This window comes from Cloacibacterium rupense (assembly GCF_014645495.1).
In the GTDB taxonomy this organism is placed as follows: domain Bacteria; phylum Bacteroidota; class Bacteroidia; order Flavobacteriales; family Weeksellaceae; genus Cloacibacterium; species Cloacibacterium rupense.
This window is the reverse complement of record NZ_BMLV01000002.1, coordinates 101,703-114,987: the sequence shown is the minus strand read 5'-3', so window position 1 is coordinate 114,987 and position 13,285 is coordinate 101,703. Positions and strand designations below refer to the sequence as shown.

Below are 13,285 nucleotides of genomic sequence, written 5' to 3'. Positions count from 1 at the left end.
GCATCTGTAGCGTTTAAATAGTATTTTACACGATAAATCCCAGGGTTGATAAGAATGGCAGAGGTTACATTATTGAGATTAATTTCGATAGTTCCATCTAGATTATCATCACAAATAGTCGTATTAAATTTAGAAATATCTACAATTGCTTTTGGTGATTCTACAACACTCACTTTTTGGGTATAAGAACAAGAGTTATTAGAAGTTAAAACCACAGAATAATCACCTTTACCAACCGTAATGGTTTGAGTAGTTGCGCCATTGCTCCAAAGGTAAGATGTGAAACCAGTTCCTGCATCTAGAGTGGTAGTGCTTCCTTCACAGACTGTAACTGCAGCAGGAAGAGTAGTAGATGTGGAAGGCTGACCGAAATTGAGTGTAAGTGAAGCAATATTGTCACAAATTCCAGATTTTTTTATTCTGACAAAGAAAGTAGCGTTAGCAGAAATATTTTGAGAATCAGGGATAGGATTTTGTTCTAAATTAGCATCGTTTTGAGTGGCGTAGAATTGATAAGTATAACCCGTTTCCGAGGTTAATTGAGGCAAATAACTGGCTAGATTTAAGGTTTCAGAATTGCTGAAATCGCCGTCACAAACTTGAAAAGTGGCAGAAGAGACAGATAATTTATTTCCTATTTTAAAATTAATAGGATGTATTTCTGGTGGACAAGTTCCGTTTTCGACTCTTACATATATAGTAGTGTCTGTACTGTAGAGCCAATCATTAGGTAGAGTATTGGCGTTTCCAGCAATTGCATCTGCTTGATTCTGATAATATTTTACTACAAATTCTTGCTGATAATTGCTGATGATTGAAGGATTTAAATCTTGTAATTTTACAGAAATTTTTCCATCAAAATCATTGTCACAATTAATGAAAGTTTTAGTTAAAACATCTGCTTTGTCAATGTATTCAATAATGATAGAACCTTTTAAATTACAAGACGAAGAATTAATCATTACTTCGTATTTTCCAGCGCTAGAAACGTTAAAAGTAGCTCCAGTAGCTCCAGAAATAGGAGTTCCGTCTTTGTACCATTGGTAAGTAGCGCCAGAGGTAGTAGCATCTAAAGTAAGTGTATCTCCATGGCAAATGGCATTATTTGTAGAAATTAGTCTGTCTGGACCAATATCTTTACTGCCCAAGAAACTCCCAGCTTTTAGGATGACACCAGAATCATACAATCCGTTTCCTTGGTCGGCAATTACCAATTTTATGTGATAGGTAGTTCCGGGAATTACATCTGTTTGTGCAGTGAGAATTGCGGTTTGTCCGTTAAAACTAGTCGGGCTTCCGTTTGGGTTGTAGTGCCCAAAATATTGGGAGTTACTTTCTTGACATCTTCCGCCTGGCCCTCGTACGGTTTCGGAGGTTATAGGAGTATTCGTATTAGGAATTAATGCTAAATTTTTATAATTAGGGTCTCCTGATTTTTTAATTAGAAAGGCAAAAGCATCTGTATAGCCACAAGTGCCAGGGTCGCCTTGTCTTAGATATTGCTCAGAAAGAAACATATAATCAAAACTGATTTTATTGGTATTGGGAACGAAATCAAATTCTAAAATTGTTGCATTGGTAGTATTGGAAATTTGGGCTGCATTTTCTAAGTCTTGGTCACCATTCCAGCCAGAATTATTGCCGAAACTTTGGATTCCTGTAAATGAGCCAGGAGAGTTGTTTGCATTACCAGAGGTTAAAAGAATTCCTTCATTGATTTCAAAACCGCTTCCGTTTTCATTGATATATCCATAGCTGAAAATTCCACCAGAATTATAGCCATATATCGTAACATTAGAAACAGAAATACAAGTATTGTTACTTCCTATAAGTTTATTGACTAAATCTGTTTCAGAATAGGTGGTATTTACATTAATGTATTGTGCTCTTATGTTAGTAATAAGCAGCGTGAGTAGCAACAAAACATATTTAGTCCAATTTTTCACCATTGATTTCCAGACAAATGGATTGCAAATTTAAACATAATTAAATAAAAAAGAGACAAATCTTTATACAGACTGTCTCTTTTAAATATTTTAATGTAAATTTTTCTTAAGAAAGAGCTACTCTCTTAAATCCTGTAACTTTAAGGTCAGCATTAACAGATTTTACGTAATCAGCAACAGAAATACCACCATCTTTAATGAAAGCTTGGTGTACCAATGTGTTTTCTTTGTAGAATTTTTGCATTTTACCTTTCAGGATATTGTCGATAATATTAGCAGGTTTTCCTTCTTTAGTTAAGATATCTCTTTCGATTTCTAATTCTCTGTCAATAACTTCTTGAGAAACTTGAGTTTCGTCTAGAGCAATTGGGTTCATAGCAGCAACTTGCATAGAAACAGCTTTAGCAGCGTCTTCAGCACCTTCTACGTTAGCAGAAAGAGAAGTAAGAGAAGCAATTTTGTTACCAGCGTGGATGTAAGAACCTACGAAAGTTCCTTCTAGTTTTTCGAAAGAACCTATTTCAATTTTCTCACCAATAACACCTGTTTGTTCGATTAATTTTTCTGAAACAGAAATTCCATTAAAATCAGAAGCTAAAAATTCTTCTTTGGTAGAAAAAGCAAGAGCTCTTTCAGCAAAATCGTGAGCTAATTTTACGAAATCTTCGTTTTTAGCAACGAAATCAGTTTCACAGTTAAGAGCGATAACTACACCTGCAGTGTGATCTGCATTTACTTTTGCAATTACAGCACCTTCAGTAGATTCTCTGTCAGCTCTGTTAGCAGCTACTTTTTGTCCTTTTTTTCTAAGGATTTCGATAGCTTTTTCAAAATCTCCTTCAGCTTCTGTTAAAGCTTTTTTGCAGTCCATCATTCCTGCTCCTGTTGTGTTTCTTAGTTTAGCTACATCTGCAGCAACTGGTGTATACATAATTGAAAAATTTTAATTATAATTGTGGTATAAATTTTTGAGTTGCAAAGATATGAAATTTCACTTAAACTAAAAAGCGGGTTTTTACGTTATAGTTTAAATTTTTAATGTCAATTTTTTAAATAATTATGAATTATAAAAAACACAAGTTTTTCTCTCTATTGATTTTGTTTTCAGTGGGTTTTGTTTTTTCTCAGACCAAGGAAGAAACGGACAAAATAATGAGAAGTCAAGACCCTAAAGAGATTAGTGCTTTTGTGAAAAAGTATCCTAGTAACCCGAATGCTAATTTTCTTAACAATAGATTGAAAAATTTATCGGCAGCCCAATCTTCTAAAGCAAAACCAGTAATTCAACCATTAAATGCTAATAAATTGAGCAAAGAAGTGGAGAAAAAAGTAGAAAGTGGTAAGGCTGATGCCAATACTGATAAAACAGTAAATCTTTTAAATAATCTTTTTAGTACTGATAGAAACAAAAAGGAGGTTTTTGTAATGATTAAAAACAATTCTAGTTGTAATTTAATTGTTAAAATAGATGGTAAAAAGTTCTACAATCTAGACGTTCCGAAGAAGGGGGATAACTATGTGTTAGTTCCCAAAGGGACTTATAAAATAACCACGCAGATATGTGAAGCTAGTTATCAATCTACTAAAAACCTAACTGAAGACACTCAAATTGTTTTGGGTATAAAAGAAAAAGGCAAAAAATAATTTTCTTGCCTTTTTTGATATATTATCCTGTAAATCTACCCATTTCTATAAATTTCTCTTGTCTATGATGCATCAGTTCTTCTTCACTGAAATTTTTAAGAGATTTAATGTTAGATAAAATAGTTTTCTTAACATTTAGATAAGCTGTTTCAGGCTCGTAATGAGCTCCACCAAGTGGTTCTTCTATGATACCGTCTATCAATTTTTCTTTCAGCATATTTTGAGGAGTTAGTTTCAATGCATTTGCTGCGGTTTCTTTGTGCTCCCAGCTTCTCCATAAGATAGAAGAGCAACTTTCAGGCGCAATTACAGAATACCAAGTATTCTCCATCATATACACCTTGTTTCCTACGCCAATTCCTAGCGCTCCACCACTTGCTCCTTCACCAATGATAATGGTAATAATAGGTGTTTTCATTTGGCACATTTCGTAGATATTTCTAGCGATAGCTTCGCCTTGTCCTCTTTCTTCAGCTTCTAGGCCAGGATATGCTCCAGGTGTGTCAATTAAGGTAATGATAGGAAGGTGAAATTTTTCCGCCAATTTCATTAATCTCAACGCTTTTCTGTAACCTTCAGGATTACTCATCCCGAATCTTCTGCGCTGTCTTTCTTTGGTAGTTCTTCCCTTTTGGGTACCTATAATCATTACACTTTGTCCGTCTATTTTTGCCATACCGCCTACCATAGCAGGGTCGTCTGCAAAATTTCTATCACCGTGTAATTCTACAAAGCTGTCTTTATCTACAATTCCATTGATGAAATCAAGGGTATAAGGTCTGTCTGGATGACGAGATAATTGCACTCTTTGCCAAGGGGTAAGATTTCCGTAGATTTCTTTCTTTTTTTCGATGATTTTATCTTCGATCTGGCTACAAGCCAATTTCATATCTACACCACTTTCTTCGCCAACTAGAGAACAAGTTTGGTATTGTTCCATCAATTCTTTAATTGGCAATTCAAAATCTAAATATTCCATTTTATTGTTTAGAATTAATCCTTCAAATTTAATAATTATTTCTATTTACCGAAATTTATTTTAAAATTTCGATGGCAGTCTTTATTCTGCCAATGGTTTCAGCTTTTCCTAAGATTTCTACCAAATCTGGCACGTCTGGTCCTTTCAGTTCTCCAACCAAAGTTAGTCTTAAAGGCATCATTACTTTACCAAAGCCTAATCCTTTTTCTTCAACAAAATGATGAATTTCTTCTTTTATTTTCTCTGAAACAAAGTTTTCTAACGATTCTAATTTTATAATCAGCTCTTTTAAAATGGTAGAAGTTTCTTCGTTCCAAGCTTTTTTAATGGCTTTTTCGTCAAAAGAGGTAGGTGCTTCAAAGAAAAATTTACCATCATTGTAAATATCTTTTACAAAAGTGGCTCTTTCTTTCATTAAACTAATGATTTTCAATAAGGTGTCATCAGAAAGAGAAATGTTTTTTGTTTCTTCTAAATTTTTAAAAATTTCTAAAACTTCTTCATTAGATTTTCTTTGAAGATATTGGTGGTTGAACCATTCTGCTTTTTCTTTAGAAAATCTAGCTCCAGCTTTGTGAACTTTATGTAAATCAAATTCTTTTGCCATTTCTTCTAAGCTTAGAATTTCTTTGTCATCAGAAGGACTCCAACCAAGAAGTGCTAAGAAATTGACAAAAGCTTCTGGCAAATAACCTTCCTCTTTGTAACCTTTGTATGTTTCGTCAGTAGTTGCATCATAGAAATTCATAGGAAAAACTGGAAAACCAAATTTAGCGCCGTCTCTTTTGCTTAATTTACCTTTTCCCTCAGGCTTCAAAATTAGAGAAAGATGTGCAAATTCTGGTGCTTGCCATCCCATTGCTTCGTAGAGAAGAACGTGTAGAGGCATAGATGGTAACCATTCTTCACCACGAATTACGTGGGTGATTTCCATTTCGTGGTCATCAATAATATTGGCGAAATGATAGGTTGGCATTCCGTCATTCTTTACCAAAACCTTATCGTCTAAAGTATTGGTATTTACAGAAAATTTACCTCTAATAATGTCTTCCAGATTGATAATTCTGTCTAATGGCATTTTGAATCTTACTACATAAGGCGTTTTTTCGTCTAATAATTTCTGAACTTCTTCTGCAGAAAGAGATATACTATTTCTCATTCTATTTCTGGTGAAGTAGTTGTACGAAAAAACATCTCCATTAGCCTCAGCTTCAGCTCTTGCAGCGTCTAGTTCTTCTGGTGTATCAAAAGCTAAATAAGCAAAATCTGTTTTTAGAATTTGCTCGGTATATTTATCGTAAATATCTCTTCTTTCAGATTGTCTGTATGGTCCGTAGTTTCCGCCATGTTTTGGGCTTTCGTCTGGGATTATTCCGCACCATTCTAGTGCTTGCATAATGTACTCTTCTGCACCTTCTACATATCTTGCAGTATCTGTGTCTTCTATTCTAAGAACAAAATCGCCACCTTGTTTTTTTGCGAAAAGATAATCATACAAAGCAGTTCTTACTCCGCCTAAATGCAATGGGCCAGTAGGACTTGGTGCAAAACGCACTCTTACTTTACTCATTTTCTGTGAAATTTAAGCGGCAAATTTACGGAATTTTTGAGGGATAAATAAATTTAGATATAAGTAATCTTAATTTTATAATTCATAATGATAAAAACTAAATTTGTTTTAGAGATTAATGGAAGGCCTAATGATAAATAATATTTAGAGTGAGGCTATTGTAATTTTAGAGTAGAGAGATTAGATTTTTTATTAATGAAGATGAGTTTGTAAATATTATTGAAGTTAAAAATAAAGTAATGAAATAGATGGTAAAAATGTTTTAGTTGAAATTTATTGATAATCAGAAAAGGGTTTTATTTCATTTTATTTACAACGTATAATTGTAAAAATGTTAAAATAGAGCTTTTGTGTTTTTTAGAAAGTAACAAGTGGCATGCATTTTGTAAAAGATGATTTTGTCCGAAATGGAAATAGCTATCAAAGAGACTAAAAAAACTTAACATAATGCTTTTAATAATAAGTTTTTTAGTAAATTTGATGAAATAAATTATTAAAACAACAAATTTTATGAAAAAGTATTTTTTTATGATTCTAGGTTTATTATTAAGCCTTAATCTATTGGCACAAAACTTATATTTAGGAACCACTTTGAGAAAAGACAGAAGATATTATTCTTCTAATGGACAGTACAACCTAATTTTTCAAAATGATGGTAACTTGGTTTTGTACAGAGGAAGTAATAGTGTAAAGTGGGCTGCTAATACTCAGAATAGAGGTGATAGAGCTGAGTTTCAGAGAGATGGAAACCTAGTGGTTTATGATTATTCAGGAAATCCAATTTTTGATACCAAAACGAATGATAGAGGAGCTACTAGATTACATGTTGATAATAACGGAAAAATTGTAATTTTTGGAAGAAACAATAACACGTTATGGCAATCTAGCTACTTTGGCGGTAATGATTCTAGTAATGGAAATGGAGATAATTGGAATAATAACAATAATTGGAATAATAATAACAATAACAACTGGAATAACAATAATAACTGGAATGACAAAGACAGTGTTTATAAAGGATATAAATTTACCAAAAACACTAAACTTCATTCTCCAAATCGTGAGTATCACTTGGTTTTCCAAGAAGATGGTAATTTGGTAGTTTATGATAGAAATAAAAACGTTTATTGGTCAACAAAAACCGAAAATAGAGGTGCTAGAGCAGAATTTCAGAGAGATGGTAATCTAGTTGTTTATGATTATTCTGGCAGACCAATTTATGATACCAAAACGAATGGAAAAGGAGCTAGTGAGCTTAGAATGCAAGATGATGGTAATCTTGTAATCTATACAAGTGGGAATAGACCACTTTGGGCATCTCAATCTCAAAAATAATATTATCAATCTTCATAAAAAAGTGTTCAGTGTTCTGAGCACTTTTTTTATGCAAAAAATCTATCTAAATCTTTGTAGTATGCTTCAATACTGAATTTTTCTTTTGCTTTTTGATGGATTTCTTCCGGTGTAAATTTTTTAGAATCTACGATGCATTGTTCTATAATATCTAATAAATCAGCATTACCATCATTTGGAAGTAAATAGGTGCCAGGAAATTTTTGATAAACTAATTCTGGCAGAACTCCTACAGAATTTCCTAAAATTGGTCTGCCGCATGAGAGAGCTTCTATGGTAACCATCCCAAAGCTTTCCGAATGGGAAGGGTAATACACCATGTCTGCTTTAGAATAGCCTAATTCATTGATTTTATCTACATCTATATCTACCAATATTTCTGTGTTTTGTAAATGATCAAAAATTTCTGTGTTAATCGAATTGTTAGAAACGATGATTAATTTCCAATCAACTTTTGATTCTACCATTTTTGAAAGTTCTACTAATTCTTTTATGCCTTTTCCTATTTCTAATCTTCCTATATAAACTATTGTTTTAAAGTTGGGTTTTTCCCTAGAAATGGGGTAGAAGTATTGTGTGTCAATACAATTAGGAATTACTGTGATTTTTGTATCATTAATTTTATAAAAATTGATTAAGTCATTCTTAACAGACTCAGCTACAGTAATAATTTTTTTGGCGTTTTCGCAGGCTTTTTTTTGCAGTTTAGAAGTACGTGTAAATTGATTGTCTGTTTTGCCGTAGTCTAGCTCCATCTTATGGTTACAACCATGAGAAATTACTACATCTGTAGGGTAATATGCAGTAGGTTCTCCGTTGCTTATTATCATTCTGTTTGCTGAGGTTAACCATAGGTAAGCGGTAGCAAACCTAGCGATATATTTCAATCTTCTTTTTTCAAAACGCTTGATTTTAAAAAGCTTCCAATATAATTTTCCTAGAAAAGTGTTTTTCAATTTCTTTTCATCTAGAATCTCGACATCATATCCTTTAAAATTGAAATACTGATAGAGATAAAAAGTCATTCTTTCTGCACCACCAGCATTAGAAATTCCGTTTAGAAAAACGAGTGTTATTTTTTTTGAGTTTTTCATTTTCTCCTCCAAATTTGCCAAAAATGTTTTCTTTTTTTATCCCAATTGCTTTGATAAATGATACCGAGATAGATTTTTTTGAGTTGTTCTATGCTGAGTTCATTTTTTTCTTTTTGGTATTGTTTTTTGTAATGATACACTTTGAAATATCCTTCTATGGGATAAATGTCTATCAATTTTGTTTTTAATAAATATTCTCCATAAATAGAGCATTCTCCAGGAGAGTGACTTTTTTGGTCAATCTGATTAAAAAATTCATCAAAGGTGAGGTTTATTTCTTTCAAATAAACTTCGTGTAGATGTTCCCACACTTTACAACTCCAGGAGTATGGAGATGGCCCATAGTCCCATTTTTTACCATGATTTCCAAAAAAAGGACGGGTGTCTCTCAATGTTTTTTGGAAAAATATTTCTTGTGAGTCTAAGCCTATTTTTTCTGAAATCTCCATCAAATCCTTAGATTCGTGCATTGTAGTGTATGGCGTATCATCATCATACAAAAAATCTGAAATGTAAAAATCACGAATAAATAAAGAATCAGAATCTAGCGCTACATAATTTTTACTAATTTTTAGCTTATAAAAACTTGCTTTTATAATTTGTTGATATCTCCATCCTTCTTTTATAGTAGTGGTGGTAATGTCAGAATCTTTGTAGACTTTGTATTTTTGATGGTACTCAGAAGGTAATTTTTCGAAATGTTCATCATTTACAGAAATCACCAACGGTATTTTGTCTTTATTAAATTTCTCTATAGAGTCTATTAATTGATAAACTCTTTCAAAATCTGGCTCGTAGGTTTTAATATATAATACTATTTTTTCCATAAATGATGCTAAAGGTTTTGATACGTTCAAAATTAGTTAAAATTAAAAAGGAAAGTTTCTTTTGCTGATTTTTTTTAATATAAAAACAATTTTATACTTTGTTTTTATATTGTTTAATCCGGTTAGGATATTTCATTTTATATATTTTTTAACATAATTGATAGAATATATTTTAACTTTGTAAGTTTAGAACGAGTAGCAACAAAAATTTAATAGTGAAATTTCAAGTTGCTAGTTTGTTTAATGATAAAAATTTATGAAAGTTAGAGTTTTGTATTTTATGCCAGATAATCCATTGTCTAGTGGTGCTGGTAATCTTACTAGAGCTAGGCAATTGCTTGATTATTTGAAAGATAATGATGATAAATATGAGGTGGATTTTTTTTCTGTAAAAGATTGGGGAGATTGGGATGCAGATAATTTAAAACTCTTTACAGATAGATATCCCAGCATCAGATTGCTTTTGAAACCAAGAAAAATTTCGCTAAAATACCCAATCAAAAGTTTCTTTTTCTACAAAATTCCTAATTTATTTACTAAACTAAGAAGAGGTTTTTCTGTAGATATTACCAGTTTTATGATAAGAAGAGGAGCTAGAGAAATTTTTAATAAAAATGAATATGATATTGTCATCATCAGCTATGCATCTTGGGGTAAAATTGTGGATGAAATCAAAAATAAAAAGACCCATAAAATTATTGACACTCATGATTTTATAACGGCACAGAAAAGGCATATGAAATTTTGGATCGGAAGACTCTTTCAAACAGAACTCGGAATTCTAAATAAATATGATGAAATCTGGACATACTCTGTAGAAGAAGAGTATATCTATCAGCAGTTTACTAATAAAAAAGTAGTGCTTTTACCTGTTTCTTTTTCTAATAATATAAAAGAAACAAAAAACGAATATAAGTACGACATTATCTATATTGCAAGTCAAAATTCTCATAATGTAAACGGTGCTAGATGGCTTTATGACGAAGTTTTGCCACATTTGAAAAATTGTAAAATTCATATGATAGGTAAAATTTGTTACGAAGTAGAAGACCATCCGTTGGTAGAAAAGCACTATTTGGTAGAAGACATAGACCAATTTTATAGAAATTCAAAAATTACAATTTGTCCGATGCTGACCGGTACTGGTATTAAAATTAAAGTATTAGAAGCTCTATCCTATGGTTTGCCGATAGTTACTACTAGAAGAGGCGTAGATGGATTGATAAGTAAAGCTAATAATGGATGCATAGTTGAAGATAATGGTAAAGCTTTTGCAAATAAGATTTTAAAGCTTCTATCAGATGAAACTTTTTATGAAGAATCAAGAACGATGGCCAAAAAATATTTCTTAGAAAACCATACCTTAGAGCATGAAAGAGAGGTTTTAGAAAACAGCCTTAATTTTAGAAATAAAAATTAATGAAAAAAATTCTTTTAGATTTAGAAAGACTTCGTTACCCTAATTCTGGCATTGCTAAGGTTTTTGCTAATCTAGCCGTTGGATTACAAAAAATAAGTCACAATTATTTGATTCATGTTTTTGGACCAAATTCTGAAATTGAAAAAAGTAAAATTAGGCACAAGATTATTAATAGAAAACCAATTCATAAGATTTTTGAGCATTTCAGTTCTACATATGACCTCATACATGTGAGCCATCAGCTTTCTCCTTTTTTTACGAAAAATTATAAAAAAGCAGTTAAAATTGTAACACTACATGATTTGAACTTTTTGCACGAAAATCTCTCTGAAGCCAAAAAGAATAAAATGCTTCGAAAAGTTTCTAAAAGTTTAAAATACGCAGATTATATTGTTTGTATTTCTGATTTTGTTAAAAAAGATTTTGAAAAACATAAACACCTATTCACACTCAGTAAGCTTAAAGACACTTTTGTAGTTCACAATGGGATAGTGTTTCCCGAAGACAAAAAATATGATTTAAAAAAATTCACAGAGCTAGAAAAAACTCCATTTCTTTTGAATATAGGCGTTTTTTTTGATAAAAAAAATCAACTTTCTTTAGTAAAAGCCTTGAAGTATACTGATTATAAATTGGTCTTTGTAACTTCTGAGTCTAAGAGTGATTATGAAGAAAAAATTCTAAGCGAAATAAAAGCCAATCAATTGTCAGACAGAGTTCATATCTACAAAAATATCAGTGATGAAGACAAAAATTCACTTTTGTATCATTGTGAAGCACTTTGTCATCCGTCTATAGCTGAAGGTTTTGGTATGCCACCAGTAGAAGCCATGGGATTTGGTAAACCAGTGTTTTTGTCTCGCTTTACCAGTTTGCCAGAAATAGGTGGTGATGTTGCTTACTATTTTGATGATTTTCAATCAGAATCTATGGCAGAAACTATAAAAAGTGGAATTTTGGATTATAAAGCTTCCCCAGAAAAGAAAAACGAAATAAAAAATCGGGCAAAAAGATTTGATTATAAAGTGATGGCAAAAAATTATCTAGAACTATATCAAAGAATTTTAAGCTAGTTTTTTTGAAGAATTAGATTGATAGCTTTATCAAACTTCTCTAAAATAAACTTCCAACTGTAGTTTTTCTCGACATATTTCTGAGCAAGGTTGCCTTCATTTGTCAAATCTTCAAAAGATTTATTGATGTAATTTTCTAAAATCACAGAGAAAGATTGTTCAGATTCATATGCAGCACCTGTTAGACTAGCTAAAATATGTTCGTAAAGAACTTCACATTTTTTATTTACAATTACAGGTATTCCTTCGTTCATAGCTTCTAGTGTAACCAAAGAAAGGCTTTCATAGAAAGAAGGCATTAATAATGCTTTAGCACTTTTTAAGATAGAATATTTTAAACTTTCACTTACAAATCCAGTATATATTATATTGGGGTGATTTACTTTTTTCATGTAGTTTTTTCCTACTAAAACCAGTACATAATCATTATAATTAGGATGGTTTTTTATGAAATTGATGAAGTATTTTAGCAATTGTTCGCATCCTTTAGCGGCATCTATTCTGCCGATGTACAAAAAATATTTTTTAGGGATCAATCCATTAGGCAGTTGGTCAATCTCACCACTGTATTTTTCTATACCAACCCCTGCAAAATCTGAATTTTCACATATATTTTTAAAATGGTTTTCAATTAAGCTTTTTTCAGGTTTTGTATTGTACATAATAAACTTTGGTAGGCTAAAGATTTTCTCATAAGCCTTTGTGAAGAGTATTTTTTCGTGGTGAGCGGTAGGGATAAAAATACTTTTTTCGGCAACTAGCGGCATTCCTTTTACCGTAGGATAGTACAGATAAGTAAAAAAAATAAAAACATCATAATTGTTTTTATTCTTTCCTATAAATTGAATTAAATCTGGACAGTATGGGCCTTGTCCCTCAATCCAATTATCTATATCTTTATCACATACGTTGGCAATATTTAAATTTTTTACGATGAAATTAAATATTTTGGAAGAAGGCAATAATCTAGATAATTTTAAATTTAAAACAAGTTTTGTTCGGGCAATTTTAGTAGCTTTTGTTTTTTTGTTAATCGTAGAAAATCTTTTAACTAGTATATTGTTGATAATCTCTAATCCTTCAGGATAATGATTTTCCCAATTTTTATAATCAATAGCGGTGGTAGTAAGAACTTCCACTGAATATTTTTCGGCTAATTTTTCGGCTAAAACCCTTGCATGGTATTCTGCGCCACCATTTACCTCAATGCCATATCTCTGTACAACTATTGCCAGTTTTTTCATTTTATTTTTACTGTCATCGTATCGCAATTTATAAAAATTTTAACATTTATTTATAAAATTGTTTGTTGAGTTTTAAAATTAATTGGACTTATTTTTTTGGCACTAAAAAAGAGATTTATACAAAATAAATCTCTT

General features: G+C 31.5%; 11 protein-coding genes. 4 read left to right on the top strand and 7 right to left on the bottom strand.

Going from position 1 to position 13,285, the window contains the following annotated elements; all coding sequences use genetic code 11:
- The coding region (locus IEW40_RS04445) for a choice-of-anchor L domain-containing protein (protein WP_188616889.1) at positions 1 to 1,949 on the bottom strand (1,949 nt) is incomplete at its 3' end.
- Positions 1,950 to 2,052: 103 nt separating this feature from the next.
- Positions 2,053 to 2,877 (bottom strand): translation elongation factor Ts, encoded by an 825-nt coding sequence (gene tsf / locus IEW40_RS04440; RefSeq protein ID WP_188616888.1) that lies wholly within the window; start codon positions 2,875 to 2,877, stop codon positions 2,053 to 2,055.
- A gap of 128 nt (positions 2,878 to 3,005) precedes the next feature.
- On the opposite strand from tsf, the gene IEW40_RS04435 reads away from it, so the two are divergent.
- Entirely contained in the window at positions 3,006 to 3,590 is a 585-nt protein-coding gene (locus tag IEW40_RS04435; RefSeq protein WP_188616887.1) for a DUF6759 domain-containing protein, read from the top strand.
- A gap of 22 nt (positions 3,591 to 3,612) precedes the next feature.
- Here the strand turns inward: IEW40_RS04435 and IEW40_RS04430 are convergent, their stop codons facing one another.
- Entirely contained in the window at positions 3,613 to 4,569 is a 957-nt protein-coding gene (locus IEW40_RS04430) for an acetyl-CoA carboxylase carboxyltransferase subunit alpha (RefSeq protein WP_188616886.1), read from the bottom strand.
- A gap of 55 nt (positions 4,570 to 4,624) precedes the next feature.
- Positions 4,625 to 6,139, bottom strand: coding sequence for a glutamate--tRNA ligase (gene gltX / locus IEW40_RS04425; protein ID WP_188616885.1), 1,515 nt, complete (start codon positions 6,137 to 6,139; stop codon positions 4,625 to 4,627).
- Between the two features lie 510 nt (positions 6,140 to 6,649).
- Between gltX and IEW40_RS04420 the strand changes: the two genes are divergently transcribed.
- A complete protein-coding gene (locus IEW40_RS04420; protein WP_188616884.1) occupies positions 6,650 to 7,474 on the top strand; it encodes a hypothetical protein in 825 nt (274 codons plus the stop codon).
- A gap of 47 nt (positions 7,475 to 7,521) precedes the next feature.
- Here the strand turns inward: IEW40_RS04420 and IEW40_RS04415 are convergent, their stop codons facing one another.
- Both IEW40_RS04415 and IEW40_RS04410 read right to left on the bottom strand, forming a co-directional pair.
- Positions 7,522 to 8,586 carry a glycosyltransferase family 4 protein gene (locus IEW40_RS04415; RefSeq protein ID WP_188616883.1) on the bottom strand — a complete coding sequence of 355 codons (1,065 nt, stop codon included), beginning with the start codon at positions 8,584 to 8,586 and terminating at the stop codon, positions 7,522 to 7,524.
- Complete coding sequence (locus tag IEW40_RS04410) at positions 8,583 to 9,413, bottom strand: DUF6492 family protein (RefSeq protein ID WP_188616882.1); 831 nt, start codon at positions 9,411 to 9,413, stop codon at positions 8,583 to 8,585. The genes IEW40_RS04415 and IEW40_RS04410 overlap by 4 nt, the downstream gene beginning before the upstream one ends.
- 256 nt (positions 9,414 to 9,669) lie before the next feature.
- Between IEW40_RS04410 and IEW40_RS04405 the strand changes: the two genes are divergently transcribed.
- On the top strand, positions 9,670 to 10,833 hold the full coding sequence (locus IEW40_RS04405; protein ID WP_188616881.1) for a glycosyltransferase family 4 protein: 1,164 nt from the start codon (positions 9,670 to 9,672) through the stop codon (positions 10,831 to 10,833).
- On the top strand, positions 10,833 to 11,906 hold the full coding sequence (locus IEW40_RS04400; RefSeq protein WP_188616880.1) for a glycosyltransferase family 4 protein: 1,074 nt from the start codon (positions 10,833 to 10,835) through the stop codon (positions 11,904 to 11,906). Before IEW40_RS04405 ends, IEW40_RS04400 begins: the two co-directional genes overlap by 1 nt.
- Here the strand turns inward: IEW40_RS04400 and IEW40_RS04395 are convergent.
- Positions 11,903 to 13,150: a glycosyltransferase family 4 protein gene (locus IEW40_RS04395; RefSeq protein ID WP_188616879.1), complete on the bottom strand. Its 1,248-nt coding sequence runs from the start codon at positions 13,148 to 13,150 to the stop codon at positions 11,903 to 11,905. The two genes, IEW40_RS04400 and IEW40_RS04395, sit on opposite strands and share 4 nt — an antisense overlap.
- Positions 13,151 to 13,285 lie beyond the last annotated feature (135 nt).

What these genes read in the sequence shown, in the direction of transcription:
- tsf (WP_188616888.1), bottom strand. Translation starts at nt 2,877, where the DNA reads ATGTATACACCAGTTGCTGCAGATGTAGCTAAACTAAGAAACACAACA.
- IEW40_RS04435 (WP_188616887.1), top strand. Translation starts at nt 3,006, where the DNA reads ATGAATTATAAAAAACACAAGTTTTTCTCTCTATTGATTTTGTTTTCA.
- IEW40_RS04430 (WP_188616886.1), bottom strand. Translation starts at nt 4,569, where the DNA reads ATGGAATATTTAGATTTTGAATTGCCAATTAAAGAATTGATGGAACAA.
- gltX (WP_188616885.1), bottom strand. Translation starts at nt 6,139, where the DNA reads ATGAGTAAAGTAAGAGTGCGTTTTGCACCAAGTCCTACTGGCCCATTG.
- IEW40_RS04420 (WP_188616884.1), top strand. Translation starts at nt 6,650, where the DNA reads ATGAAAAAGTATTTTTTTATGATTCTAGGTTTATTATTAAGCCTTAAT.
- IEW40_RS04415 (WP_188616883.1), bottom strand. Translation starts at nt 8,586, where the DNA reads ATGAAAAACTCAAAAAAAATAACACTCGTTTTTCTAAACGGAATTTCT.
- IEW40_RS04410 (WP_188616882.1), bottom strand. Translation starts at nt 9,413, where the DNA reads ATGGAAAAAATAGTATTATATATTAAAACCTACGAGCCAGATTTTGAA.
- IEW40_RS04405 (WP_188616881.1), top strand. Translation starts at nt 9,670, where the DNA reads ATGAAAGTTAGAGTTTTGTATTTTATGCCAGATAATCCATTGTCTAGT.
- IEW40_RS04400 (WP_188616880.1), top strand. Translation starts at nt 10,833, where the DNA reads ATGAAAAAAATTCTTTTAGATTTAGAAAGACTTCGTTACCCTAATTCT.
- IEW40_RS04395 (WP_188616879.1), bottom strand. Translation starts at nt 13,150, where the DNA reads ATGAAAAAACTGGCAATAGTTGTACAGAGATATGGCATTGAGGTAAAT.